23 protein-coding genes are annotated in these 26,467 nt (G+C 68.8%); 7 read left to right on the top strand and 16 right to left on the bottom strand.

Going from position 1 to position 26,467, the window contains the following annotated elements; translation table 11 throughout:
- Positions 1–84 precede the first annotated feature (84 nt).
- Entirely contained in the window at positions 85–1,014 is a 930-nt protein-coding gene (locus tag AB0M51_RS41140; RefSeq protein WP_363754192.1) for a sugar kinase, read from the bottom strand.
- 56 nt (positions 1,015–1,070) lie between these two features.
- Positions 1,071–1,691, bottom strand: coding sequence for a bifunctional 4-hydroxy-2-oxoglutarate aldolase/2-dehydro-3-deoxy-phosphogluconate aldolase (locus AB0M51_RS41135; protein ID WP_363754189.1), 621 nt, complete (start codon positions 1,689–1,691; stop codon positions 1,071–1,073).
- A gap of 126 nt (positions 1,692–1,817) precedes the next feature.
- Here AB0M51_RS41135 and AB0M51_RS41130 point away from each other — a divergent pair, with 126 nt between their 5' ends.
- The gene (locus AB0M51_RS41130; RefSeq protein WP_363754185.1) at positions 1,818–3,605 is read left to right on the top strand and encodes a sialidase family protein; all 1,788 of its coding nucleotides are present in this window, start codon (positions 1,818–1,820) and stop codon (positions 3,603–3,605) included.
- A 3-nt stretch (positions 3,606–3,608) separates the two neighbouring features.
- Here the strand turns inward: AB0M51_RS41130 and dgoD are convergent, their stop codons facing one another.
- The 3 genes from dgoD to AB0M51_RS41115 are packed head-to-tail and all read right to left on the bottom strand — an operon-like array spanning position 3,609 to position 6,192.
- Entirely contained in the window at positions 3,609–4,754 is a 1,146-nt protein-coding gene (gene dgoD / locus AB0M51_RS41125) for a galactonate dehydratase (protein ID WP_344193422.1), read from the bottom strand.
- Entirely contained in the window at positions 4,751–5,458 is a 708-nt protein-coding gene (locus AB0M51_RS41120) for an FCD domain-containing protein (protein ID WP_344193424.1), read from the bottom strand. Before AB0M51_RS41120 ends, dgoD begins: the two co-directional genes overlap by 4 nt.
- 11 nt (positions 5,459–5,469) lie before the next feature.
- Positions 5,470–6,192 carry an SDR family oxidoreductase gene (locus AB0M51_RS41115; RefSeq protein WP_363754178.1) on the bottom strand — a complete coding sequence of 241 codons (723 nt, stop codon included), beginning with the start codon at positions 6,190–6,192 and terminating at the stop codon, positions 5,470–5,472.
- Between the two features lie 106 nt (positions 6,193–6,298).
- Between AB0M51_RS41115 and AB0M51_RS41110 the strand changes: the two genes are divergently transcribed.
- From AB0M51_RS41110 to AB0M51_RS41090, 5 genes are read left to right on the top strand one after another with little or no spacing between them, the layout of a single operon-like run.
- Positions 6,299–7,627: an ABC transporter substrate-binding protein gene (locus AB0M51_RS41110; RefSeq protein WP_344193428.1), complete on the top strand. Its 1,329-nt coding sequence runs from the start codon at positions 6,299–6,301 to the stop codon at positions 7,625–7,627.
- Positions 7,624–8,577, top strand: a complete 954-nt coding sequence (locus AB0M51_RS41105; protein WP_344193430.1) for a sugar ABC transporter permease — start codon at positions 7,624–7,626, stop codon at positions 8,575–8,577. Before AB0M51_RS41110 ends, AB0M51_RS41105 begins: the two co-directional genes overlap by 4 nt.
- Positions 8,577–9,446 carry a carbohydrate ABC transporter permease gene (locus tag AB0M51_RS41100; protein ID WP_344193432.1) on the top strand — a complete coding sequence of 290 codons (870 nt, stop codon included), beginning with the start codon at positions 8,577–8,579 and terminating at the stop codon, positions 9,444–9,446. The genes AB0M51_RS41105 and AB0M51_RS41100 overlap by 1 nt, the downstream gene beginning before the upstream one ends.
- A 1-nt stretch (position 9,447) precedes the next feature.
- A complete protein-coding gene (locus AB0M51_RS41095; protein ID WP_363754171.1) occupies positions 9,448–11,880 on the top strand; it encodes a beta-galactosidase in 2,433 nt (810 codons plus the stop codon).
- A complete protein-coding gene (locus AB0M51_RS41090) occupies positions 11,877–13,142 on the top strand; it encodes a cellulase-like family protein (protein WP_344193436.1) in 1,266 nt (421 codons plus the stop codon). The genes AB0M51_RS41095 and AB0M51_RS41090 overlap by 4 nt, the downstream gene beginning before the upstream one ends.
- Here AB0M51_RS41090 and AB0M51_RS41085 read toward each other — a convergent pair.
- From AB0M51_RS41085 to eda, 4 genes are read right to left on the bottom strand one after another with little or no spacing between them, the layout of a single operon-like run.
- The gene (locus AB0M51_RS41085; protein WP_344193438.1) at positions 13,129–14,706 is read right to left on the bottom strand and encodes a family 20 glycosylhydrolase; all 1,578 of its coding nucleotides are present in this window, start codon (positions 14,704–14,706) and stop codon (positions 13,129–13,131) included. The two genes, AB0M51_RS41090 and AB0M51_RS41085, sit on opposite strands and share 14 nt — an antisense overlap.
- A gap of 27 nt (positions 14,707–14,733) precedes the next feature.
- Positions 14,734–15,285 (bottom strand): AAA family ATPase, encoded by a 552-nt coding sequence (locus AB0M51_RS41080; protein ID WP_344193440.1) that lies wholly within the window; start codon positions 15,283–15,285, stop codon positions 14,734–14,736.
- A gap of 10 nt (positions 15,286–15,295) precedes the next feature.
- Positions 15,296–16,603: an MFS transporter gene (locus AB0M51_RS41075; RefSeq protein ID WP_344193442.1), complete on the bottom strand. Its 1,308-nt coding sequence runs from the start codon at positions 16,601–16,603 to the stop codon at positions 15,296–15,298.
- A gap of 58 nt (positions 16,604–16,661) precedes the next feature.
- Complete coding sequence (eda, locus tag AB0M51_RS41070) at positions 16,662–17,303, bottom strand: bifunctional 4-hydroxy-2-oxoglutarate aldolase/2-dehydro-3-deoxy-phosphogluconate aldolase (RefSeq protein ID WP_344193445.1); 642 nt, start codon at positions 17,301–17,303, stop codon at positions 16,662–16,664.
- Positions 17,304–17,372: 69 nt separating this feature from the next.
- Between eda and AB0M51_RS41065 the strand changes: the two genes are divergently transcribed.
- Positions 17,373–18,170 (top strand): DeoR/GlpR family DNA-binding transcription regulator, encoded by a 798-nt coding sequence (locus tag AB0M51_RS41065; protein ID WP_344193447.1) that lies wholly within the window; start codon positions 17,373–17,375, stop codon positions 18,168–18,170.
- 28 nt (positions 18,171–18,198) lie between these two features.
- Here the strand turns inward: AB0M51_RS41065 and AB0M51_RS41060 are convergent, their stop codons facing one another.
- From AB0M51_RS41060 to AB0M51_RS41030, 7 genes are all read right to left on the bottom strand, one after another.
- Positions 18,199–19,569, bottom strand: coding sequence for a GH1 family beta-glucosidase (locus AB0M51_RS41060; protein WP_363754164.1), 1,371 nt, complete (start codon positions 19,567–19,569; stop codon positions 18,199–18,201).
- Between the two features lie 10 nt (positions 19,570–19,579).
- On the bottom strand, positions 19,580–20,572 hold the full coding sequence (locus AB0M51_RS41055) for an ABC transporter ATP-binding protein (protein ID WP_344193451.1): 993 nt from the start codon (positions 20,570–20,572) through the stop codon (positions 19,580–19,582).
- A complete protein-coding gene (locus tag AB0M51_RS41050) occupies positions 20,569–21,579 on the bottom strand; it encodes an ABC transporter permease (protein ID WP_344193453.1) in 1,011 nt (336 codons plus the stop codon). Before AB0M51_RS41050 ends, AB0M51_RS41055 begins: the two co-directional genes overlap by 4 nt.
- Positions 21,579–22,559, bottom strand: a complete 981-nt coding sequence (locus tag AB0M51_RS41045) for an ABC transporter permease (RefSeq protein WP_344193455.1) — start codon at positions 22,557–22,559, stop codon at positions 21,579–21,581. The genes AB0M51_RS41050 and AB0M51_RS41045 overlap by 1 nt, the downstream gene beginning before the upstream one ends.
- Entirely contained in the window at positions 22,556–23,569 is a 1,014-nt protein-coding gene (locus AB0M51_RS41040) for an ABC transporter ATP-binding protein (protein WP_344193457.1), read from the bottom strand. The genes AB0M51_RS41045 and AB0M51_RS41040 overlap by 4 nt, the downstream gene beginning before the upstream one ends.
- A complete protein-coding gene (locus AB0M51_RS41035) occupies positions 23,566–25,248 on the bottom strand; it encodes an ABC transporter substrate-binding protein (RefSeq protein WP_344193459.1) in 1,683 nt (560 codons plus the stop codon). Before AB0M51_RS41035 ends, AB0M51_RS41040 begins: the two co-directional genes overlap by 4 nt.
- Before the next feature lie 152 nt (positions 25,249–25,400).
- The gene (locus tag AB0M51_RS41030) at positions 25,401–26,414 is read right to left on the bottom strand and encodes a LacI family DNA-binding transcriptional regulator (RefSeq protein ID WP_344193461.1); all 1,014 of its coding nucleotides are present in this window, start codon (positions 26,412–26,414) and stop codon (positions 25,401–25,403) included.
- Positions 26,415–26,467: the final 53 nt, after the last annotated feature.

Raw genomic sequence — 26,467 nt, 5'->3', positions numbered from 1 at the left:
GCCGGTGAGCTGCGGGTGAGCTCCCGGACGACGTCGTACCGGCAAGGCGCCGGGAGAGTGCCGTGCCCAGTTCCGCCGCACGCCCTAACGGAGGGCGGTGCCTTGGGCGTGGGTGAGGAGGGTGAGGTCTTCGCGGGTCGGGAGGGATTCCCAGTCGCCGTAGGCCGTGACGCAGAAGGCGCCGGAGGTGGTGGCGCGGTCGAGGCGGGCCTCGGGGGAGAGGTTGTCGAGGGTGGCGGAGAGGTAGCCGGAGACGAACGCGTCGCCGGCGCCGATGCTGTCGACCACCGTGACGGGCAGCGCGGGGCGGTGGATGGTCAGCGGCTCGGGTGTGCGGGTGTGCGACCAGGCACCCTTACCGCCGGCGGTTACGACGACCGTGTGCACTGTCTGCAGTAGATCGGCGATCGGGTCTTCGGCGTCGGACAGCAGATCCAGTTCGTCGTCGGAGGCGAAGACGGTCTGGATGTGGGGGAGGAGTTCGCGGAGGGTTGCCGCGGCCTCGGTGCGGGACCAGAGGCGGGCGCGGTAGTTCACGTCGAGGGAGACCTGCGCGTCGGTCGTGCGTACGGCGGCCAGCGTCGCGGCTCGGGCGGTGTCCGAGAGCGCCGGGGTGATACCTGTGACGTGGAGCAACGTCGGCGACAGTGCGGCGATCGCGGCGGTGGTCTCCTCAGCCGTCAGCGTGGAGGCGGCGGATCCGCGGCGGTGGTAGCTGACGCGGGTGATGTCGTGCGACGGCTGGTCGAACGCGATGAACCCGGTGAACGCCTCGTCGGAGAACCGGACCCGGACGTCGACGTTCTCGGCGCGTAGCGTGCGCCGGATCAACCGGCCCGGCTCGTCGTTGCCCACGGCACTCAACCAGGTGACGTCGTGCCCCAGCCGGGCCACACCGATCGCTACGTTGCTCTCGGAGCCGGCGATCGACAGCTGCGCGTCCCCGCCCAGCCGCATGGGCCGCGCGGTCCGCACCGAAACCATCGTCTCGCCGAGCGTCAGCAGATCTGTCATCTCACATACTCCGGGAGCTGGGGCGACCGGGCGGGTCGCAAGCGGGGACGGGTCCGTCAGATGCCGAGTTCGGTACGGAACGTGCCGGCACGGATCGCCAGATCGGACAGCGGGCCCCCGTTGGCGGCGGGGCCGAGCAGCGGCGAGCCGACGCCTACCGCCAGCGCGCCGGCCTCGAGGTACTTCGGGGCGGACTGGGCGTCGACGCCGCCGACGGCGATCAGCGGGGCGTCGGGGAGCGGGGCACGGAGCTCGGAGAGGTAGCCGGGCCCGTGCAGTTTGGCGGGGAAGATCTTGACCGCGGTGGCACCCAGGTCGAGCGCGGCGATCACCTCGGTCGGGGTGAGGGCGCCGCAGAGCAGCGGGAGGCCGAGCTCCACCGAGCGGTGCGCGCCGCGGGTGATCGCGGGGGTGACGCTGAAGTCCGCTTGCGCCTCGGCGACCGCCGAGGCCTGGTCGGCGGTGACCACGGTGCCGGCCCCGATCAGGATGTGCGGGTCGTACAGCGAACGCGCCTTCGCGATCGCCTCGACGCCGCCGGGGGTGGTGAGGGAGATCTCGAGTGCGGTGATGCCCGCCTCGACAAGGGTCTCGACGCAGTCGAGCGCGGTGTCCGCACGGTCGGCGCGGATGATCGCGAGCAGTTTCCGGCTCCGGAGTTCGGCAAGCAGGTCCATGATTCCCAATCTATGTGACAGCGCAGACATAGGACGTCCCATGACCTCTGGTGTGGACGCCCGATCTGTGGCTGAATTTCCTAGTGAACAACCGCCCCGTTGTTTACTTTCAGGAGGCATCCGCTCATGCCCAGGTTCACCGCTCTGGCGACGGCGCTCGTGCTGACCCTCGCCGTACCGCTTCCACCCGCCCAGGCAGCCGTCACCACCACCGTTCTGTTCGACAAGGGGGATGCCGGCTACGGCTGCTACCGCATCCCCGCGATCGTGAAGACCAAGGCCGGCACGCTGCTCGCGTTCGCCGAGGCACGGCGCGCCTGGTGCGCGGACTCCCAGGAGATCGACCTGGTCATGCGCCGCTCCGACGACGACGGCCGCACCTGGTCGGCCACCCAGACCGTCCTGTCCGGTACCGACACCGACCCGAACGCGGTCGCCACCCGCGGCAACCCCGCGCCGATCGTCGACTACGAGACCGGCCGGATCGTCCTGTTCTCGACGATGGACCCCGGTACGACGAGCCGCCCGCGGACGCCGTACGTCCAGACCAGCGACGACGACGGCCGGACCTGGTCCACGGCGAAGAACATCGGCGACCAGATCGACGACCCGGCGTGGGGCTGGTACGCGACCGGTCCCGTGCACGGCATCCAGCTCACCCGCGGCACCCACGCCGGCCGGCTGGTCGCGGGCACCAACTACGACAACGGCGCCGGGCAGAACGCGGGCCAGCTCGTCTACAGCGACGACCACGGCGTGACCTGGCACAAGGGCGCGACCGACCTTCGCTCGGACGCCACCCCGCAGGAGATCAGCGTCGTCGAGAAGGTCGACGGCGGCGTGTACGCCGGCGCCCGGAACAACGCCGGTACGTCGGGCGCGAGCCGGATGTCCGCGGTCAGCAACGACGGAGGCGAAACGTTTTCCGCACCGTTTTCCACGGTTTCCGGGCTGACCACGCCTGTCGTCCAGGGGTCGCTGCAACGGTTGCGCGCGGTCGACCGCGGCGACATGTACAACCGGATCCTGTTCGCGGCACCGGCCGACCCGGACCGTCGCCGGTACATGACCATCCGATCGAGCTTCGACGAGGGGAAGACCTGGCAGTCCGTTGCCGACGGCACCCGAATCACCGACGACTGGTCCGGCTACTCGGATCTGGCGGTCCTGGACACCGGCGAGATCGGCCTGCTGTACGAGGGCGGCACGGTCGACGCCCGCGACCAGATCAGGTTCGCCCGGTTCACCGAGAACGACATCGGCCACCCGGACGCGCCACTCGGTCCGACGACCCCGGACGTGTCCGGGTACGGGAACGACAGCTACCTGCGCGGCGGTCCGGTGGCGACCGGCGGCAAGTTCGGGCAGGCGCGGGACTTCGACGGCGTCGACGACGCGATCCAGTTGCCGTACGCCGAGTCGCTCGCGGTCGGGGCCGGCGACTTCACCGCGACGGCGTGGATCAGGTACGGCGCGTCCAGCACACCGCAGGCGATCTTCTGGGGCTACGGGATCAACGAGTTCTCGCAGTTCTGGCTCAGAGCGGAGCCCGCCGACGGGCGGATTCGCGGACTGATCACGACCGGCGGGAACACCGCCTCCGTGCAGACCGCGAAGGCCTACAACGACAACGCCTGGCATCACGTCGCGTTGCAGCGGAAGGCCGGGACGTTGTCGATCTGGGTCGACGGCACGCAGGCCGCGAGCGTCGCGGCCCCGACCGGATCGGTCAGCCCCGGCCGGCCGTTCAAGATGTACGTCGGGCAGCGGCTGGACGGGGCACATCACTTCGACGGGTCCATGGACGAGGTCCGCCTCTACAAGCGGGCGCTGACGTCGGCGGAGCTCAACAGCATCCGCACCACCAACAGCACGTCGGTACCCGACGCCGTACTCGATCTGCCACTCGGATGACAGTCACCATTCGGCGAACGATCCGTCGTCGTGGGTCCAGACCGGGTTGCGCCAGGCGTGGCCGGTCCGGTCCGCGGCGCGGACGGCCTGTTCGTCGACGGTGATTCCCAAGCCTGGCAGGGGATTCCACTCCGCGTGCCCGTCGATCCAGCTGAACGGCGCCGGATCCACGACGTACGACGTGAGGTCGCTGGTCACGTTGTAGTGGATGCCCCGGCTCTGCTCCTGGATGAGGAAGTTCGGCGTGCTGAACGACACCTGCAGCGACGCCGCGAGCGAGATCGGCCCGAGCGGGCAGTGCGGTGCGAGCAGTGCGCCGTGCACGTCGGCGAGTACGGCGATCCGCCGCAGCTCGGAGATCCCGCCGGCGTGCGACACGTCGGGCTGGACGACCGCGACGCCGGCGTTCAACGGCGCCAGGAAGTCGGACCGGTGGTACAGGCGCTCGCCCAGGGCCACCGGGACCGTCGACGTCGCGACGACCTCGGGGAGATGCGCCATCTGCTCCGGCAGCACCGGCTCCTCGACGAACAGCGGCTGCAGGCCCTCGACCGCGTGCAGGATCCGCCGCGCTCCGGCGACGCCGACCCGCCCGTGCAGATCGATCGCGACGTCACGGGTATCACCGAGGGCGGCCCGCGCGGCGGCCAGCCGCGTGACGATGTCGTTGACCTCGGCAACGGACGGCGAGACCTGGAGCTGCCCGCCGGCGTTCATCTTCACCGCTGTCATCCCCGCGGCGACCTGCTCGGCGACAGCCTCACCGATCGACGACGGCTCGTCGCCGCCGACCCACGCGTAGACCCGGACCCGGTCGCGCACCCGGCCGCCGAGGAGCGCCGCGACCGGAGCGCCGTACACCTTGCCCGCGATGTCCCACAACGCATGGTCGAGCCCCGCGACCGCGCTGCTCAGCACCGGCCCGCCGCGGTAGAACCCGCCCTTCGTCAGCACCTGCCAGTGCCGCTCGATCTGCAGCGGATCCTGGCCGATCAGGTACTCCGCGAGTACGTCGATCGCCGCCCGTACTACCTCGGCGCGGCCCTCGACCACCGGTTCGCCCCACCCGACGACGCCGTCGCTCGTCTCGATCCGGCAGAACAGCCAGCGCGGCGGGACGAGGAACGTCTCGATCCTCTCGATCTTCACCGGCGCCCCTTCGAGCCGCGGACCTCGGTGAGGTCCTCGGCCGCCTTCGCCAGCAGTTCGCGCATCGCGAGCTCGGCGCCCTCGGGGTCGTGCGCGCGGACCGCCTCCACGACCCGCCGGTGGCTCGGCACCGGGTCGTCGGACGGCTTGACCTTGTGCACCAGCCGGTCGCGGTCGGCGAGCCCGGTCTCCATGATCACTTCCATCTTGGTCAGCAGTTCGTTACCCGTTGCCGCGAGCAACGCCCGGTGGAACGCCAGGTCGGCGGCCACCGCGGCCAGGTCGTCGCCCGCGGACTCCATCGCCGCGAGCGCCGCGTCCAGCGCGGCCAGATGCGTGTCGTCACCCCGTACGGCGGCCAGCCGGGCGGCGGCCGGCTCCACGATGCCGCGGACCTCGTGCAGCTCCTCGAGCAACTCCGGACGGGCGTCGGCGTCCTTGAAGTGCCAGCGGATCATGTCCGCGTCGAGCAGGTTCCAGTCCGTGCGCGGCCGGACGAACGTGCCGCGCTTCTGCCGCGCGTCGACCAGTCCCTTCGCGGTCAGCACCTTCAGCGCCTCGCGGACGGCGGTCAGGCTGACGCCGAGGTCGGCCTGCAGCTCGGTCACGTTGATGGTCGCGCCCTCCGGGATCGTCCCGGACAGGATGCGTTGCGCCATCTCCTCGACGATCTGTCCGTGCAGCCCACGCTGGATCCCCGTCATCCTGCTCTCCCTCACGCCGAGTCCTTCACTGCCGACCATCCGCCGTCGACCACCAGGCTCGCGGCGGTCACGAACGATGCCTCGGACGACAGCAGGAACGCCACCGCCTGGGCCACCTCGTCCGGCTGCCCGAGGCGTTTCAGCGCGGTCGCCTGCGCGCTGCGCTCGCGGCCCTCGGCGTCGACGCGGTCCCACATCGCCGTCACGACCGGACCCGGGAGCACGGTGTTCACACGGATGTCCCGACCGTACTCGACCGCGAGTTGGCGTCCGAGCGACACCAGTGCGCCTTTCGTCGCGGCGTACGCCGGATGCCCCGGCAGGCCGGCGATCGCGTGCACCGACGACACCAGTACGACGGACCCGGCGCCCGCGACGAGGTCGTCGTACAGCGTCCGGAAACCGAGGAACGCGGCGGTCAGGTTGACGTCGAGCTGTCGTTGCCAGGACGGCGGCGAGAGCTCGTGTGCCGGCTTCACGTCGACGACGACCGCGTTGCTGACCAGGCCGTCGATCGGGCCGAGCTCGTCGCGCCCGCGCGACCGCACCTCCGCCCAGGTGTCCGCCGCCGCGACGTCACCGACCACGGCGATCGCCTTCCCCGGCAGCTCCGGGCAGGGCCTGACGTCCACCTGCACAACCTGCGCACCTTCGGCCACCGCCCGCTCGGCGCACGCGGCACCGATCCCCGACGCGGCCCCGGTCACCACGATCACCCGCCCAGCCAGCCGCATCCGCGCTCCTCGATTTGCTCGTAATTTACGAATTAATATTGACAGCTTCGGCTGTCCGCAGCAAGATCCTCCGCAATGAGGAACTCCACAGTCGAGGGGACCAACCATGGCTGACATGTCTCGCCGCAACTTCCTCCGCTCGGCCGGGATGCTGGCCGGCAGTGTCGCCGCGGCCCCGCTGGTGGCGGGCTGCGGTGACGGTGGCAAGAGCAAAGCCACCCAGTCCGGCGCCGTGAAGCTGGACTTCTGGACGCACGACCCCGGGTACGTGAAGACCTACACGGCGTCGGCGAAGGCCGCGAACGCGGCCAAGACCTACCCGTTCACGTTCTCGCTCGGTGTCACGTCGCTGGCCGCCGACGCGGTGGTGACGAAGCTGATCGCCCAGGCCCAGGCCAAGAAGGGCACCCCCGACATCGCCGGTCTCGAGGTCAGCCAGTTCCCGCGGATGATGAAGCAGAACATCGCGCCGTCCGTGCTGGTCGACTGGTCGAGCGAACTCAACGACGAGCAGAAGAGCGACCTGCTCCGGCTCGCCGACTACACCGTCGACGGGAAGGCGTACGCGCTGGAGTCCGACACGTGCCCGACCGTGCTCTACTACCGCCCCGACCTGTTCAAGAAGTACGGCATTCCCGAGGACGTCGGGAGCTGGGAGGAGCTGCAGGCGGCGGCGAAGGGCGCGCTGGCGGCCGGGAAGGCGCTGGGTATCTGCTGCAACGGCGAGCCGGGAGCGGCACTCGGTACGTTCCGGCAGCTGTACCAGCAGCGCGGGCTGAACCTCTTCGACGAGAGCGGAAAGCCGACGATCGACACCCCCGAGGCGGTGGCGGTGATCAAGTTCATGGCCGACTCGCTGAAGAGCGGGTTCTTCACGATGGTCCCGGATCCGTACGGCGCGCCGAACGCCGCGGCGCTCAAGTCGGAGAAGCTGATCGCGACCTTCATGCCGAACTGGTACAACGTCTACGGCCTGCAGGCGAACGTCCCGAAGCAGAAGGGCCTGTGGCGGGTCCGTACGCTGCCGAAGTTCAGCGCGGGCGGCGGTGTCGGGGCGGCGCTCGGCGGCACCGGCTTCGCGGTGGTGAAGGACAAGCCGAACACGCAGGCCGCGATCGACCTGGTGAAGTACACGTACCTGACCAAGGCCGGTCAGTTGCTGCGGTTCAAGACGGCGGGTTATCTGCCGACGATGAAGTCGTTGTACGACGCACCGGAGTTCAACACCTACACCGACGCGTATCTCGGCGGGCAGAAGGTGTTCCCGATCTACAAGGAGATCGCGGCGCAGGCGCCGCCGTTCCACCAGAGCGCCGACGCGACCACGCTGATCGACGCGCTCGGCGGAGCGATCCAGAAGGCGCAGACGGGGGCGATCAGCGCCGATCAGGCGGTGAAGGACGCAATGGCCCAGTACGAGAGCCAGACGAAGTGAGCGGCACCTTGTCGGTGACCAGGTCGGCTCCGCCGGGCGGCAGGGATCCGGACGGACGCCCGCGGGCGCGGCGGCTCGCCCGGGTCGGGCCGCGGATCGCGCCGTACGTCTTCATCTCGCCGTTCTACGTCCTGTACGCCCTGTTCCTGATCGTGCCGATCGGGGTCGGTGCGTACCTGTCGTTCACGGAGTGGGGTGGCTTCGGGTCACCGCAGTGGGTCGGCTTCGCGAACTTCAGCAGGTTGTTCTCCGATGCGGACTTCTTCCAGTCGCTGCGCAACACCGCGATCTACGTCGCGCTCAGCGTCGCGGTGATCGTGCCGGCGTCGCTGCTCGTCGCGCAGGCGCTGAACGCCCGCGGGTTGCGCGGCCGGGACATGTTCCGGCTGATCTACTTCACGCCGGTCGTGCTGTCGCCGATCATCATCGCGCTGGTCTTCCAGCTCCTGTACGACAAGAACTTCGGGCTGATCAACGCCGTACTGAAGGCGGTCTTCGGGTTCGGCGGGATCGACTGGCTGGGCAGTCCGGGCTGGGCCAAGGTCAGCGTCGCGATCCTCGTCATCTGGCGCTGGACGGGGTACCTGACGATCTTCTTCCTGGCCGGCCTGCAGGGGGTTCCGCGGGAGTTGTACGAGGCGGCCGAGGTGGACGGCGCCGGGCCGCTCTCCAGGTTCTGGCACGTGACCGTGCCGTCGTTGCGCCCGGTGACGGCGTTCGTGGTCGTGGTCGTCCTCGTCGGGTCGGCGCAGATCTTCGAGGAGCCGTACCTGCTCACCGCCGGCGGTCCCGACGGGGCGACCATGTCGGTCGCCCAGTTCGTCTACCGGGCCGCGTTCCAGCGTCAGGAGATCGGGTACGCCGCCGCGTCCGGGTTCACGTTGTTCGTGATCGTGTTCGTACTCGGCCGGCTGGCCAACTGGGCCCTCGGCGTCGGAAGGAGCAAGTGATGGCCACGGCAACCCGCGCACCCGCCGCGAACCCGGCCCGCTCCGGCCGGCCGAGTGTCGGCAGAGTCGCGTTGTACGGCTTCCTGGTCCTGCTCGCGGCGATCTTCATCCTGCCGATGCTGTGGGCGCTGTCAGCGTCTTTCAAGGAACGCAGCGACATCTTCCAGTACCCGCCTAAGCTCCTCCCGTCACCCGCCACGTTCGTCAACTACGTGCACCTGATCCAGCAGCAGCCGTTCGTCAGCTGGTTCTACACGACGCTGATCGTCGCGGTCGCATCGACGGCGGTCGCCGTACTCGTGTGTTCGCTGGCGGGGTTCGCCTTTGCGAAGTACCGGTTCCGGGGCAAGGGCACGTTGTTCGACATCATGTTCTCGTCGCTGGCCGTGCCGTACGCCGTCGTCGTCCTGCCGCTGTTCGTCGTGCTGACCAAGACCGGCCTGACCGAGCCGTTCTTCGCGATGATCGTGCCCTGGGTAGCACCGGCGTTCGGGATATTCATGATGCGTCAGTACATCGAGCAGACCGTCCCGGACGAGATCATCGAGGCCGGCCGGATCGACGGCTGCACGGAGTTCGGCATCTTCCTCCGGCTGGTGCTGCCGCTGCTGCGTCCGGCGCTCGGAGCGCTGGCGGTGTGGAACTTCCTCAACAGCTACAACACGTTCCTCTGGCCGCTGATCGTGGTCTCGGATCCGCACCGGTACACGCTCGCGCTCGGTCTCGCGACCGTGTACGGCGCTCAGAGTCACCAGGTGGACCTGGTCCTCGCCGGATCGGTGCTCGCGGCGATCCCGTCGCTGGTCGTGTTCATCATGCTGCGCAAACAACTCCTCGACGGACTGACGGCAGGATCGGTGAAGAACTGAGATGACGGATGCGATCACGGTGCGGTCGATCAAGGCGACCGCACGAGTTCGCCGGGAGCACGCGGTCGTGATGGGCGACCAGGAACTCGGTGCCAACCGGCAATATCTCGTGCGGGCCGGCCGGCCGTGGATCCCGGTGATGGGGGAGTTCCACTTCAGCCGGTACCCGGCCGCCGAGTGGTCCGCCGAGTTGCGCAAGCTCCGGAGCGGCGGGATCACCGTCGTGTCGTCGTACGTGCTGTGGCACCTGCACGAAGAGCGCCGGGGCGAGTTCGACTGGTCCGGCGACCTGGATCTGCGACGGTTCGTCGAGGCATGCCGGGACGCGGGCCTCGATTTCTGCCTGCGGATCGGTCCGTGGGGACATGCGGAGGCCAGGTACGGCGGGTTCCCCGACTGGCTGATGGCCGCCGACTGCGTACCGCGGACCGACGATCCGGCGTACCTCGCGCTCGTCGACGTGCTGTACCGGCAGATCGCGGCCCAGATCGACGGTCTGCACTACGACCAGGGCGGCCCGATCATCGCCGTACAGGTCGAGAACGAGCTGTACGACAACCCGGCGCACCTGGCGACGCTGAAACGGATGGCGCGGGCCGCGGGCATCGACGCGCCGTTCTGGACGGCGACCGGATGGGGCCACGCGCAACTGCCCGACCGGGAGGTCCTCCCGCTGTTCGGTGGGTACAGCGAGGCAGCGTGGGACGACAGCGACGCCGCCTGGCCGCAGCAGAGCCGCGCACACTACTTCTTCAGCGCCGGTAGAGACGACGACTCCATCGGTGCGGATCTGCGTGACGCGGAGGAGATCGCGGCCGCCCGGGAACAGCCGACGATGGACGTGTCGCAGTACCCCTTCGCGACGTGTGAGCTGGGCGGCGGGATGTACACGTCGTACCACCGCAGGCCGTGGATCCAGCCTGCGGACGTGACGGCGCTCTCGCTGGTGAAGATCGGCAGCGGGTCTGTCTGGCAGGGCTTCTACATGTACCACGGCGGGACCCAGCGGATCGGGCAGGAGACGACGTTCCAGGAGTCCCATGCGACGGGTTATCCCAACGACTGTCCGGTGCGTACCTACGACTTCCAGGCGCCGATCGGTGAATACGGACAGCTGCGGCCGCACTGGGAACTGCTGCGTCGCCAGGCGAACTGGCTCAGCACGATGGGCGCGGATCTGGCACCGCTCGAACTACAGCTGCCCGACGATGCGCCCGCGGACACCTCCAACACCCGAGACCTTCGCTGGTGCCTGCGGACCGACGGCTCCGACGCCTATCTGTTCGTCAACAACCACCAGCCCGTGGAGACGCTGCCCGACCATGACGGCGTGCAGTTCGAGGTGATGGCGGGCGGCCGGCGGATCGTCGTACCGGATCGTCCTGTCACGATCCGCTCCGGTGAACACTTCGCCTGGCCGGTGGCGATCACGGTCGGCGGCGTACGACTGTTCGGTCTGACCGCGCAGGTCCAGGCGCTCGTCGACCTCGACGACGGTCCGTTGCTGGTCTGCTTCCGGACAGCGGGAGTCGCGCCCGGCTTCCACGTCGAGACGGCGTCGGCCGGTGAGATCGCGGGGGAGTGCAGTGTCACGGTCGAGGGCGACCTGACCCGGGTCGGCGACCTCACGCCGGGGCCGGAGTGCGTGGTGGAGCTGGCGGGTCGTACGTCGACGGTCCGGATCCTGGTGCTGGACGAGGAGTCGTCGTGCCAGGCCTCCGTCGAACGGCTGGCCGGCCGGGACCGGCTGGTGATCAGTTCCGTTCCGGCGATCGGCACCGACGACGGACTCGAGGTGCAGTCCTCGCCGGCGCCGGTCACGCTACGAGTGATCCCGCCGGTCGTGCCGGCCGCGGAAGACGGTACGCCGGTGCCCAAGGCAACGGTTTCCGGGATCGCCGGCGTGGTGCGGGTGGAGCTCCCGGAGCAGTCCCCGAGCGAACTCCGGGCCGTCCTGCAGCGTCGCGCCGGCCGGTGGAAACCCTCGATCGACGAGCGCACCGGGCGGGCCTCGGCGCCTGATGACGAGGCGTTCGCGGCAGCGGCGGTGTACGGCCTGTCGATCCCGCGTGACGCGATCGCCGAGGACTGCGAGACGCTGCTCGAGATCGACTGGGTCGGTGACGTCGGCAGGCTCTACCTCGGGTCCGAACTGGTGGCCGATCAGTTCTGGTACGGGCCACGCTGGGAGGTCGGCCTGCGCCGGCTCGCGACCCGTGTCGCCGGCGACACCGTCGACCTGCGGCTCGAGCTGATGCCGTGGCACCGCGACGCACCGGTGTTCGTGTCCGAACCGGCGCGCACGCTGCTCGCCGGCTGCCGCTCCGAACACGTCGCCGATCCCGCAGCGCAGGTGCTGGCGCTGCGCTCGGTACAGCTCGTACCGCAGCCGCTCACGCGTCTCGTCGTCCGATCAGAGGAGCCATCGCTGTGAACTTCCTCCCCGAGAAGTTGACCATCACCCTGTGGGACTTCAGCTGGTACACGAGGACAGGGCCGGGCCAGGTCTTCGAGGACCTTGACCGTGCGTTCGCCGAAGCCGTCGACCGTGGATACAACACGGTACGGATCTGCGCGATGCCTTTCCTGCTCTTCGGATCAGGGCTGCCGACGGACGACCTGGCTTTCCAGGGACTCGGCGGCGACTACGGCCAGCGCACCCGCTGGTACGACCTGGCACCGTCCAAGGGTATGAACGGTCGCGATCAGCTGGTCGCGCTGTTCCAGGCCGCCGAGCGGCACGACTGTTACGTCATCCTGTCCAGCTGGGAGTACCAGCAGAGTTCCTCGATGTCGGCGGACCGGCGGTGGTGGGACGCGCTGCGTCGTGTCCCGCCCGAGGACCGCGCCGTCGCGCTGGCCGACAGCCTGGCGGACATGGTCGACTTCCTTGCCGAGCGCAACCTCTCGGACCGGATCGCGTTCGTCGAGCTGCACAACGAGGTGCAGGTCGGCTATCTGGCCGATGTGCTGCCCGACGGATCGGTCAGGCGCGTCCTCGGCCTGCAGGAGTCGCTCGAGCGGGGTATCGACCGGTTCAAGTCGCGCCGTCCGGACACACCGGTCACCGTGAACTACGCGCGGGTCCCGGTCGGCGAACTCCGTGGATTCCCGCGCAACGCGGACGTCGCGGTGTTCCATCCCTACGTGTACGGCGTACTGGACGAACTGCTCGACGTGTTCGCCCTTCGCGATCCGAGCCGTCCGTTCCCGCAGGAGCTCGCCCGCCGCGAGCTGCTCCGCGCCGATGCGCCGGACCTGGGCGAATGGACACCGCCGGCCGAGGACCGGTGGCGGCTCGAGGCGACCGTGGTCGGGCCGCGAGAGGTCTACGTGCACGACTGGTGTGACCCGGAGAAGTGGGATCGCCGGCTGTACGAGCGGTACGCCCTCTTCGCCGCGCAGATGACGTCGGTCCTCGAACTGTGGATCGACGCCGCGGCGGACCTTGCGGCCCAGCGCGACATCCCGCTGGTCTTCGGCGAGGGATGGGTGGGGTACACCCCGCTGCACGGCCGGTTCGAGGAAGGACCCGTCGGCGCCGAGATCTGCCGCCGGGCTGCCCGGCTCTCCGCCGCGGCCGGCGCGTGGGGCACGATCGTCTGCTCCAACGCGGCGCCGCACCACCCGATGTGGAACGACGTCGCGCTGCAGCAGGAGGTGAACGCGATCTTCCGGACGGCTAGCTCCAGTTGACCTCGACGGATTTCAGCCAGGTCCAGTCGCGGTTGTGCCACGTGGGGGACTGGTGGGCGAGGCGGGTGGCGTAGTTCGGCCAGTTGGTCGTGGTCCGGTGAGACCAGGCCTTCTCGGCGAGGCCGGAGAGGCGGGGGAGCAGCAGGAGTTCGAGGTCGCTGGAGCTGGTGACGGTTTCGCACCAGATGGCGGCCTCGACGCCGGCGATCTGTTCCGCGGCGACGATGTCCGCCGGGTCCCAGGAGATGCCGTGTTCGAGGGAGGCGGCGCCGTAGAACTCGAGACCGAGCCGTTCGCGGGCCTTCTCCTGCTCGGGGTCGGCGGAGGTGTCGGCGTGCGGGCGGTCGAAGTACAGCCAGGTGACGGGGGAGACGATCAGCTTGGCGCCCTGTTCGAGGGCTTTCGGGGCGTCGTGCTTGGCCTTGCGGAGGGCCTCGACCAGGACCGGGAGGAGGTCCTCGGGCGGGGTCGGGGCGTCCGGGTTCTCGCCCATCTTGTCGATGTCGAGGTCCAGCCAGTACTGGACGACGTCGGCGGGGTCGAGCTTCGCGCGGGCGATCTCCTGCCAGCCGACGACCCGCTTGCCGCGTTCCCGGACGAGTGCGGCGGCCTTCTCGACGAAGGCGGCGTGGTCCTCGTCGGACATGCCCCAGGTCTCGTCGCCGCCGATGTGTACGTAGACACTGGACGGGAACTGCGGGACGACCGCGTCCAGTACGTCCTCGACGAACGTCCAGGTCTCGTCGCGTCCGGGGTCGAGGGTGCCGAGGTGGAGCTTGTCGCCGTTGCCGAGCTCGATCGTGCGCTGCTCCTGTGGCCCGAGCTCCGGGTACGCCTTGAAGACGGCCGCCGTGTGGCCGGGCATGTCGATCTCGGGGACCACGGTGATGAACCGGTCGGCGGCGTACGCGACGAGGTCGGCCAGCTCCTGCTGGGTGTAGTACCCGCCGGGGCGGTCGCCGATCGCCCCGGTCGCCCCCACCTCGGTCAGCAACGGCCGTGAAGGTACTTCGACCCGCCAGCCTTGGTCGTCCGTCAGGTGCAGGTGCAGGACGTTGAGCTTGTACAGGTCGAGCATGTCGATGATCCGTCGTACTTCGTCCGGCTCGTGGAACGTCCGTACGACGTCGAGCGACAACCCCCGCCACGCGAACCGCGGCCCGTCGACGACGCGGGCCGCCGGGAGGACCGCCGTACCGTCGTGCACGTGTGCCGAGATCAGCTGCCGGAGCGACGTGAGACCGCGGTGGAGCGATTCCGGCGTGGGACCCCACACCACCACGCCGGCCTCCGAAACTTCCAGCCCGTAACGCTCGTCCGCGCTTACCGAGCCGTCGGCGCGCAGGCCGGTGGCAGGCGGTACGTCGTCCACCGGCCTGAGCTCGGCGGTTATGCCCGTGGAGCCGGCCAAGGCGAGACCGGTGTCCAGTTCCACGGCGGCGACGAAGCGGGCCGCGACTGCCTCGAGTTCTGGCGGTGCGGTGACGCCGGAGGATGTCGTGAGAGTGAACGTGCCGTCGCCGGTGGTGGCCGCGGCAGGTGCGGGGATGACGGGAAGGCTCATCCCACGAGTCTGCAGCAAGACAAGGCGTCAGGCGATAAGCGCGTGCAGCGCCTCCTCGAAGCCGCCGAGGTCGAGCGTGTCGGCCGAGTTGTCCAGCAGGATGTGGGTGGCGCCGGACCACTCGCACGGGGTGTTGGTGGCTGCGGTCCAGAACTCGTCCCAGTGCGCGAGCTTCCAGGTGTCGCGCGGGAATCCACGGTGGGCGACACGGTCGTGGACCGCGTGCCCTTCCGCGGTGACATGGACGACGACCAGCTCGGCCTCCGGCCAGTCCGTGGTCGCGTTCACCAGGTAGTCACGATCCCCGAAGTACCGCCCGAACGGTGCATCGAGTACGACGGAACGCCCGACGTGGAGGTTGTCGGCGCACAGCCGGAGCAGGGTCGCGTACTCGAGCGGCAGGATCGTCGACTGGTAGTACGCGTTGTGGTCCCGGTCGTCCTTGTCCGAACCGTTCTGCTCGAGCAGAAGCTCGGTGAACGCGGTCGCCACGGTGTCCTTGTCCAGGTACGCCGCGTCGTACCGTCGGGCCAGCTGCCGGCTCACGGTGGACTTCCCGGAGCCGGCGGGTCCGATCACGAAGAAGACTCTAGGAGTCACGACGGTCCTTCACGAACACACCGTACGACGTCGCGCCGACCAGCAGCAGTGCGCCGCCGACCACGAAGACCAGGCTGTAGTTGTTGCCGGTGGCATCGAGGATGAACCCGGTGACGGTCGGGGCCAGCGCCGCGCCCAGGAAGCCGCCGAAGTTCTGGATGGCGCCGAGCGATGCGACCTGCGCCGGCTTCGCGAGGTCCGATGCGAGCGTCCAGATCACCCCGATCGGGATCTGCGCGGCGAAGTACCCGACGCAGAGCAGCGCGATGCTCAGCACGTCGCTCTTGACGAACGCCACCGGCAGTACGGCGGCCGCGGCCAGTACGGCGCCGCCGACGATCGGGATCTTCCGCGCGGTCAGGGTCCGGACGCCGCGCTTGATCGCCCACGCGGAGATCAGCCCACCGGTCAGTACGCCGACGATGCCGCACAGGAACGGGAGCGCGCCGATCCAGCCGGTCTTGGTCAGGCTGAACCCGCGGCTGGTGTGCAGGTAGCCGGGGAGCCAGGTCAGGTATACCCAGACGGTGTAGAAGATGCCGAAGGCACCGATCACCATGAACCAGGTGTTCTTCTGCCTGAGCAGTGAGCCCCAGGAGCCCTTCGCTGCTTGCTGTTCCGCGGCGGCTTCCTCGCCGAGCCCCTTGATCGCGGCTTCTTCGGCGGCCGTCGGGTTGCGGTACAGCTTGACCCAGACTCCGACCACGATCAGGCCGAACGCGCCGACCACCATGAACATGCCCTGCCAGCTCATCGTCAACATCAGGAAGGTCAACAACGGTGGGGCGATCGCGTTGGCGATCTGCGAACCGGTGTTGATCAAGGACAGCGGCAGGGACCGCTCCTCCTTGTGGAACCAGCGCTGCGAGACCTTGAGACCGGACGTGAAGAACGGGGACTCCGCGACGCCGAGCGCGACGCGGGCGGCGTACAGGAAGGAGAAGCTGCGCGCGAAGCCGGTCAGGATCGTGATCACCGACCACAGGCCGGCGGCCCACGCGTACATCGCCTTCGCGCCGAACCGGTCCACCAGGTATCCGGCCGGCAGGTTGGCGATCGCGTACGGCCAGGCGAACGCCGACAGCAGGACGCCCATCTCGATCGTGTTCAGGTGCAGGTCCTGGGCGATCGTCGTGTTCGCGACGCCGAGAGTGCCGCGGTCGAGGTAGTTCACCACCCCGCCGACCACCAGCAGTCCGATGAAGAACCATCGGACGCGGGTCGGCCGGTCCGCGGGCGCCGGCCCGCTGTCGGCAGAGGCGGCGGCTGGGCCGGTCTGAATCGTTGAGTCCTGCATGGCGGTGCTCCTAGGGAGACTGTAGGCCGGATCGGCCCGGGAGGGGTTGGTGCGGCGCTCATCCGCGAGCGTGATCGACCGCCGCGAGGAAGGTCTTGGCCGCGACCGTCACCGGCGCGTAGTCGCCCGGTGCGTGCTCGGCCTTGGTGACGAAGCTGCCGACCCCGACCGCGGAGACACCGGCGGCGAACCACTCGCCGACGTTCTCCGGCGTGACGCCGCCGGTCGGAGCGACCGGGATGTGGGCGAGCGGAGCGAGAACGGATCTCACGTACTGCGGTCCGAGCACCTCGGCCGGGAACAGCTTCACCAGGTCCGCGCCGGCCTCGGCCGAGTTCACGATCTCGGTCGGCGTGAACGCGCCGCTGACCGAGACAGCTTGGTAGCGGTTGGCGACGGCGAGCATGTCCGGGTTCAGGTTCGGGCTGACCAGGAGCTGGGCGCCGGCCTGGATCGCGGCGTACGCCGAATGCCCGTCCAGCACGGTCCCGGCGCCGACGACGACGTCCGGGTTCTCGGCGGTGAGTCGCTCGATGACTCGCAGGGCGTTCGGGACGGAGTAGGTGATCTCCAGTGCCCGGATGCCGCCCGCGACGGCCGCCGTGGCGACCTGGTAGGCCTCCTCGGCGTCGTCGAGCCGGACGATCAGGATCACGCCTGTGTCGGCGATGGCCTGAAGTCGTTTCAACTTTGTGAACATGGTTTCACAGATTATTTCAGCGATTAACATCCGTCAACGGGCGATGTGAAGTTCTGTTAAGTTCTGTTCATGGAGAGCACGGGACCACTGATTCCGGAGCAACGGCACCAGCGCGTGCTCCAGTTGCTGCGGCGGGACGGAGTACTGAGCACGCGGGCGCTGACCGACCACCTCGGCGTCTCGCACATGACCGTCCGGCGGGACATCGCGGCGCTGGAGGCGGCCGGGCAGGTCGTGTCCGTGCAGGGTGGCGTCCGGCTGGTCGGGACGGCCGGTCAGGTCCCACCGCAGGAACGCCGGCAGCGCGCCGTCCTCGAACTGCCGCGCAAACGGGCGATCGCCGCGGCCGCGGCCGAGCTGATCGCCGACGGCATGGTGATCTATCTGGATGCCGGGACGACGTGCGAGTCGGTCGTCGCGTACCTGGGCGGGCGGCGCGATCTGACCGTCGTCACGAACGACTTCTACGCGGTGACGGCGCTGTTCGACGTACCGGACATCGAGGTGATCCACACCGGTGGGGCGGTCGACAAGGAGAGTGCGTCGAGCAGCGGCAGCCTGGCCGCGGCGACCCTCTCCGCGGTCAACCTGGACCTGTTCTTCCTCAGCACCGGAGCATGGAGCGTGTCGCGCGGCGTCAGCGCACCCACGCTCGACAAGGTGGAACTCAAACGCGCCGCGATGGCGTCCGCGACCACCACGGTCCTCCTGGCGGACAGCACGAAGTACGGCACCACGTCGAAGTTCCAGGTGACCAGCCTGGAGGACCTCGACGTGATCATCACCGACACCGACCTGTCCGAAGACACCCGCAAACGCGCCGAAGACCTCGGCGTCGAAATCCGCCTCGCGGAAGCCCCGTCATGAACTTGCCCGGATCGCCAGGATCCGGTCCTCACCTCGCGCGGCATCGAGCTGCCAGTTCCTTCAGGTAGGTGGCGCTGGCCTTCGGGGTGCGGGTCTGGGTTTCGTAGTCGACGCGGACGATGCCGAAGCGTTTGGCGTAGCCGTAGGCCCATTCGAAGTTGTCCAGGAGGGACCAGGCGAGGTAGCCGCGGATGTCGGCGCCTTGGGCGACGGCGTCGGCGACGGCGGTGAGGTGCGAGGTGAAGTACGCCGTACGGTCGGTGTCGTCGACGAAGCCGTCGGGGTCGGGGACGTCCTCGAAGGCGGAGCCGTTCTCGGTGATGACCATCGGGAGGCCGGGGTAGTCGCGGGCGATACCGACGAGCAGGTCGGTGAAGCCTTCGGGGACGATCTCCCAGTCCATCGCGGTGCGGGGCTTGCCGAGCGGTACGTCGCGGCTCACCGGCTTGCCGTCGGCGTCGGTGGTGCTGCCGTCCTCGGCGTACCCGGTGAACTTCTGGCTGAAGTAGTAGTTCACGCCGAGGACGTCGATGGGCGACGAGATGATCGCCAGGTCGCCGTCCTCGACCGGCAGCGTCACGCCCTCGCGGGCGAGGTCCGCCACGACGTCGGCCGGGTACTCGCCCTTGACCAGCGGGTCGAGGTAGAGGCGCCGCCCCATCCCGTCCGCCCGGCGCGCGGCGTCGACGTCGGGTGCGGCGTCGGACGCCGGGTACGCCGTGGCGACGTTCAGCGTGATCCCGATGTCGAGCTTGCGCGGTGACGCCTCGCGCATCTGCGACGTCGCGAGCCCGTGGCCGAGGAGCAGATGATGTACGGCGGCCAGCGCCGCCGGGTACTCGCGCCGCCCCGGAGCATGTACGCCGTACGCGTAGCCGAGCATCGCCGAGCACCACGGCTCGTTCAGCGTGGTCCAGGTGTCGACCCGGTCCTTGAGCGCGTCGAACACCAGCATCGCGTACTCGGCGAACCGGTACGCCGTGTCCCGCACCGGCCAGCCGCCCGCGTCCTCCAGCTCCTGCGGCAGGTCCCAGTGGTACAGCGTCACCCACGGGTCGATGCCCTGGGCAAGCAGCTCGTCGACCAGCCTGTCGTAGAAGCCGATGCCGGCCGGGTTGACCGGGCCCTTGCCGCGGGGCTGCACCCGCGGCCAGGCGACCGAGAACCGGTACGTGTCCAGGCCGAGGTCCTTGATCAGGGCGACGTCGGCCGGCATCCGGTGGTAGTGGTCGCAGGCGACGTCGCCGGTCTCGGCGTTGTCGATCGCGCCCGGTACCTGGCAGAAGGTGTCCCAGATGGAGGGGGTGCGGCCGTCCTCTTCGACGGCGCCTTCGATCTGGTACGCCGAGGTGGCGACGCCCCAGCGGAAGGTGGCGGGGAGTCCCGTGGGCAGGGTCATAGGTGCCTTTCTAGGCGGTGCGGCCGGGGAGCCAGCAGGCGACGGAGCGGTCGGGAGCGTTGCGGGCGACCTCCAGGACAGGAATATCCACGGAGCAGCGGTCGAAGGCTTGCGGGCATCTCGGGTGGAAGGAGCAGCCTGTGGGCATGCCGCGCAGATCGGGTGGCGAACCCGGGATGCCGGAGAGTTCGCGCCGTTCTCCCCGCAATGCCGGGAAGGAGCGCAACAGGCCTTCGCTGTACGGATGCAGCGAGTCGCGGTACAGGTCGGCGGACCGGGCCTCCTCGACGATGCGGCCGCCGTACATGATCGCGATCCGGTCCGAGAACTCGACCAGCAGCGAGAGGTCGTGGGTGATGAAGAGGACCGAGAAGCCGAGCCGTTCGCGCAGTTCCACCAGTTGGGCGAGGATCTGGCGTTGCATGACCACGTCGAGGGCGGTGGTCGGCTCGTCCATGATCACGACCTGCGGCTCGAGGACGAGCGCCATGCCGATCATCACCCGCTGCCGCATGCCGCCGGACAGTTGGTGCGGGTACGCGTCCATCCGGTCCGCGGAGATGCCGACGAGCTTGAGCATCTCCTGCGCCCGGGCGGTCCGGGCCGGGGCGGACAGGTCGGGCTCGTGGGCCTTGATCACGTCGAGCATCTGGGTGGAGACCTTGTGCACCGGGTTCAGCGAGTTCATCGCGCCCTGGAACACGATCGACGTCTCCGCCCAGCGGAACTTCCGCAGCTCCGCGTCGGTCAGCGCCATCACGTCGTACGGATCGCCCGACGGCGGGTGGTAGACGACCGCCCCGCCGCTGATCACCCCGGGGGGAGGGAGCAGCCGCGTCACGCCGTACGCGAGCGTCGACTTCCCGCTGCCGCTCTCGCCGGCGAGCCCGAGTACTTCGCCCCGATGCAACGTCAGCGTCACGTCTCGCACAGCCTGCACGGCCTCGTCGCCGAGTCCGTAGTCGACGTGGAAGTTCTTGATCTCCAGTACGGGCGTCTTCACGCGACCTCCTCCTCACGCCGCCGTACGACGGGGGTCACGGGCTCCCGCGACGACGACAGCACGGGTGTGAATCCGACCCGCATCCGGACCGAGTGCCCGTCCTTGGTCTTGATGCGAGTGTGACCGCTCGACCGCAACCGTGGGCTGACGAACTCGTCGATGCCGAAGTTGACCAGCGACAGCGCCGTACCCAGGATCGCGATCGCCAGTCCGGCCGGGACGAACCACCACCAGGCGCCCTGGGCCAGCGCCTGCTGGGACTGCGCCCAGAACAGGATCGTGCCCCAGTTCCACTCGGAGATCGTCGAGATGCCGATGAACGCCAGCGTGATCTCGGACATCACCGCGAAGATCACCGTGCCGACGAAACCGGACGCGATGATCGCGGTCAGGTTCGGCATGATCTCGAACGTGATGATCCGCCAGGTACTCTCACCGGTCGCCCGGGCCGCCTCCACGTAGTCCCGGCGGCGCAGCGACAACGTCTGTGCCCGCAGCACCCGCGCACCCCACGCCCAGGACGTGAACCCGATGACCAGGGCGACCATCAGGTCACCCGCGGACGGGATCGTGGACGCGACGATGATGATCAGCGGCAGCGCCGGAATCACCAGGAAGACGTTGGACAGCGCGGAAAGCCCGTCGTCCGCGGCCCCGCCCAGGAAGCCCGCGCTGACCCCGATCAGGATCGACAACGCGGTCGCGACCAGCCCGGCCAGCAGCCCGACGAACATCACGCCCCGGGTCCCGACGAGGACCTGGCTGAAGATGTCCTGCCCGAGGTGGGTCGTGCCGAACCAGTGCTTCCCGGACGGTGCCTGGATCAGGTCGTCGCTGCGCGCGGACGGGTCGTACGGCGCGATCCACGGCCCGATGATCGCGATCAGGCAGAAGAACGCGAGGACGACCAGGCCGGTCGCGGCCTTCGGGTTCGCGACGAACCGCAGCCGCCGGCGCTTGGCCGGAGCCACGGTCGTGGGAGTCACCGCGGTGATGGTGGCGGTCATCAGCCCTCCTTCCGGGTGCGCGGGTCGAGGAGCAGGTACGCGACGTCGGCCAGCAGGTTCGCGACCAGGACCGACAGCGTGATCACCAGGAAGACGCCCTGCATCAACGGGTAGTCCTTGGCGCCGACAGCCTGGAACAGGTTGTAGCCGATGCCCGGGTACGAGAACACGATCTCGACGAGCAGCGTGCCGCCGACGATGAAGCCGAGCGACAGCGCGAACCCGGAGACGTTCGGCAACAGCGCGTTCCGGGCCGCGTAGCTGACCATCACCCGGCGCTCCGGCAGGCCCTTGGCGTGGGCGACGGTGATGTAGTCCTCGGACGCGACCGTCACCATCATGTTGCGCATGGTCAGGATCCAGCCGCTCACCGACGAGATCAGGATCGTGATCGCCGGCAGCAGACTGTGCTGTACGGCGCTGCCGATGAAGCCGGAGCTCCACGACGGCACCAGACCCGGCTCGTACCCGCCCGAGGACGGGAAGAAGCTGTCCGGACCGGCCAGCACCGCGATCGCCAGCAGGCCGAGCCAGAAGTACGGGATCGAGGACAGGAACGTTGTCACCGGCAACAACCCGTCCATGATCGAGCCGCGCCGCCAGCCCGCGATCACGCCGAGCGACGTACCGATCAGGAAGCTGGCGAACGTCGTGATGCCGACCAGCGCGATCGTCCACGGCAGGCTCTGTTTCAGGATTTCCGAAACCGGTGTCGGGAAGAACGTGAACGACAGCCCGAGGTCGCCGTGGAACACCTGGCCCCAGTAGTCGACGTACTGGCTCCACAGTGACGCGTTCTTGTCCAGTCCGAACAGCACGTACAGCGAGTGGATCGCGTCGGTGCTCAGCTGGCCCTGGAACTTGTTGATCAGCGACGTCACCGGGTCGCCCGGGATCAGCCGCGGGATGAAGAAGTTGATGGTCAGCGCCGCCCACGCCGTGAAGACGTAGAACGCCAGCCGCTGCAGGAGGAACTTCATCTCGCCGTTCCTTCCTCGTAGAGCCAGCAGGCGGCCCAGTGGCCGGTGGCCGGCAGTTCGAAGCGGGGCGGGAGCTCGGTCGAGCACTTCGGCATCGCGTGCACGCAGCGCGGGTTGAACCGACAGCCGCCCGGCGGCGCGATCAGGCTCGGCGGCTCGCCGCCGGCCTGGTCCTCCGGAGTGCTCAGCTGCCCGAGCCGGTCGGGGTCCGGCGCGCTCTCGATCAGCAGTCGCGTGTACGGGTGCGCCGGGTGCTGTGTGACGGTCTCGGAGTCGCCGCCCTCGACCATCCGCCCCGCGTACATCACGAGCGTCTCGTCGGCGAAGTACCGCGCCGACGCGATGTCGTGGGTTATGTAGAGGATCGCGAGGTTGAGCCGCTCCTTCAGGTCCCGGAGCAGGTTCAGGACGCCGAGCCGGATCGACACGTCGAGCATCGACACCGGCTCGTCCGCGAGCAACGCCTCGGGGTCGGCGCCGAGCGCGCGGGCGATCGAGACGCGTTGCCGCTGACCGCCGGACAGCTCGTGCGGGAACTTGTCGAGGTAACGCTCCGGGGGAGTGAGCTGGACCTGCTCCAGCAACGACCGCAGGTTCTGCTCGAGGTCCCCCTCACGTCCGTGGATCTTCAAGGACCGGGTCAGGTGGTACCGCACGGTGTGCGTCGGGTTCAGCGAGGCGAACGGGTCCTGGAAGATCAGCTGCACCTTGCGCGCGTACGCCCGGAACTTCCGGCCCCCGCGGACCGTGACCGGCTCGCCGTGCAGGCGGATCTCACCCGAGGTCCGCCCGTACAGCTGCGCCATCAGCCGCGCGACGGTCGACTTGCCCGAACCGGACTCGCCGACCAGCGCGGTCACCCGGCCGCGGCGGAGCGTGAGCTCGACGTCGTCGACCGCGTGCACAGCCTTGTGCTCGCGGCTGAACAGGTCGCGCACGCCCCGCCGTACCGGGAAGTGCTTGGTGAGACCCTCGGCCTCCAGCACCACCTCGGTCTCGGTGACCGTCATTGGCTGCCGGCCGGCTTCAGGTTCAGGATGATCTGCAGAGCGTTCTGCTGGGTCGGCTGCGCCGGCCCGTACTGGTTCTGCTCGTCGGGCCAGCCGACCCAGTTCTTGGTGCTGTAGAGGCCGCCGACGTTGGACGCCGAGGTCGGGATGATCGGCATCTGCTCGACCATGATCTTCTGCAGCGTGTTCAGCGCGGCGGTCCGGGTCGCGTCGTCGGCGGCGTTCGCGTACTGGTCCAGTGCCTTGGTCGCCTCCGGGCTGTTGAACCGCCCGTAGTTGCCGCTCACGCCGCCCTTGCCGACCGGCTTCAGGATCTTGCCGTCCATGATGTTCTGGTAGATGTCGAACGGCGTCGCGCCACCGTTGGTCCAGTGCATCGCGGCGTCGAAGTTGCCGGTGTCGATGTTCTTGAACCACGCGTCCTGGTTGGCCTTGTCGACGGTCGCCTTGATGCCGATCGTGGACAGGTTGTCCTTGATGATCTCCAGGTCGGTGATGTAGTCGGACCAGCCGGCCGGGTCGGTCAGCGTGATCGTCACCGGCTTGCCGGTCGGGTCCTTCAGCGTGTCGCCGTCGAGTTTGAAGCCGGCGTCGGTGAGCTCCTTCTTCGCCCCGTCGACGTCGACCGAGTGGTTCTTGCCCTTGAACTCCGGCGCGATGAACGACTCACCGGCCGGGGTGGGAATGCCGGTCATCGACTCGACCTTCGGGTAGAAGTACCCGGCCTCACCCTGCTTGAAGATGTCGTCGCGGTTGATCACCAGGTTCATCGCGCGGCGCAGCGCCGGGTTGTCGAACGGCTTGCGGGTCGTGTTGATCCACAGGCCGTGGATGCCGAGGTTCGCCGGGAACCAGAGCTTGTGGTTCTTCGGGTCCTTGTCCTGGTAGACGGCCTTCACGTTCGGGACGAACACGAAGCTCCACTCGGACGAGCCGTTCGCCAGCGCGGTGGTCTGCGCGTTGTTGTCGTTGTACGACGTGTACCGGAGCTCCTTGACCTTCGGCAGGTCCTGCCAGTACGAGTCCCGCAGCGTCAGCGTGGTGGTCTGCGGGGTGAACGACTTGACCGTGTACGGGCCGGTGCCGATCGGATCCTTCAGGGTGTCCTGGGTCGGGTCGGCGATCATCGACCACTGGTGCTTCGGGACCACGAACACGGTCAGGATCTTGTTCTGGTTGGTGAACTGGGACCGGGTGAAGGTCAGGTCCACCTTGTTGCCGGAGGCGGTGATCGTGCCGTACGGGATCGCGTCGGTGTTCAGCGCGTCGTGGTCCTTGCGCAGCTGGAACGAGTACGCCACGTCCTCCGCGGTGAGCGGCTGGCCGTCCGACCACTTCACGCCGTCGCGGATCGTGAACGACAGCTTGGTGTAGTTGGCGTCCCACTTCCACTCGGTCGCCAGCCACGGCTTGCCGGGCTCGGTCGGCTTGATCCCGTTGATCATCACCAGCGGCTCGTAGATCATCCACCGGTAGCCGAGCGAGGCACCCGCGGAGGAGCCGAGGAACGGGTTGTTGTTCTGGGTCTGCGGACCGTTCGGCATGCCGATGTTCAGTACGGTCGCGCCGCTGCCCGAACTGCTGCCGGCGGCCTTCCCGTCCCCGTTACTGCAAGCAGCCAGGGTGGCTGCGGCGAGCAGGCCCGTCAGGGCCAGCGAGACCGTGCGTCGTGCTCGCATCGGTTCCTCCTGTGTTCCGTTGGCGGATGGCCCACCCTGAGCCGGTGGGCCAGTGCATAGTGGCGTGAAAGCGCTCTCATGGGAAGAGCTCACAACCGTTCGAGCGAGTACGCCGGCGACGGAGCAGGGGCAGCTGCCCCGCCGCCGGAGTTCTAGTGGGACCTGAGTTTCGGGGCGGTTGAACTGCGGACGATCAGCGTCGTCGGCAGTACTTGCGGGGCGTCCGGCAGCGGCGTACCGCCGAAGTACCCCATCAGCATCCGGGCGGCGGCCTGGCCCATCTGGCGCATCGGCTGATGCACCGTGGTCAGCGGCGGCTCGGTGTGCCCGGCGTACGGGATGTCGTCGAAACCGACCACGGACACGTCGCCCGGCACGTTCCGGCCGGTCTCCCGGACGGCCTGGATCGCGCCGCCGGCGGACAGGTCGTTGTGCGCGAACACGGCGTCGAACTCGAGGTGTTCGCCGAGTGCCCGCTGGACGCCGCGGCGCCCGCTCTCGTAGGTGAAGTCGCCCTCGTGCACGAGTCCCGGGTCGAGCTCGATGCCGGCCGCCGCGTAGGTGTCGCGGAAACCGTCCAGGCGTTCGCGGGTACAGCCGAAGCGTTCGACGCCGGTGATCACCAGCGGTCGCCGGCGGCCGAGCTCCAGCAGGTGCCGGGCGGCGGACTCGCCGCCGGCGTAGTTGGTGGTGGCAACGGACGGGAACTGCGGGCGGTGGTCGCGATCGTCGATCAGGACCACCGGCAGGCCGCGCGCGTGCAGTTGCTCGATGTAGGTGAGGGTGCCCTCGGGTTCGATCACCAGCAGGCCGTCGAAGGACTGCGACGAGACCTGGGACGCGAACTGCTGCATGGATTCCGCACCCCGGTTGAAGGTGAACAGCAGCAGTCCGTAGCCCTCGCTCTCGACCACGTCGACGGCGCCCTGCAGCACCTCGCCCATCCACGGCCAGGTGAGTGACGGGACCAGCATCCCGACGATCCGGGTCCGGCCGCGGGCCAGTCCGACGGCGCGGGCGCTCGGCACGTACCCGAGCTCCTCGATCACCTGCCGGACGCGTTCGGCGGTCCGCAGGTCCAGCTCGCCCTTGCCGTTGAGGACGCGCGACACGGTGGTCTTGCTGACGCCGGCACGGCGCGCGACATCGGCGATCGTGATCGACACGCTGACTCCCCTCGGGCGGTCGGGGCTGAACTGGCCGGAGCTTGCCGGAAATT

Origin of the sequence: Kribbella sp. NPDC051137, assembly GCF_040682535.1 — a bacterium.
Classification (GTDB): Bacteria; Actinomycetota; Actinomycetes; order Propionibacteriales; family Kribbellaceae; genus Kribbella; species Kribbella karoonensis.
This window is presented reverse-complemented; position numbering and strand designations above follow the sequence as displayed.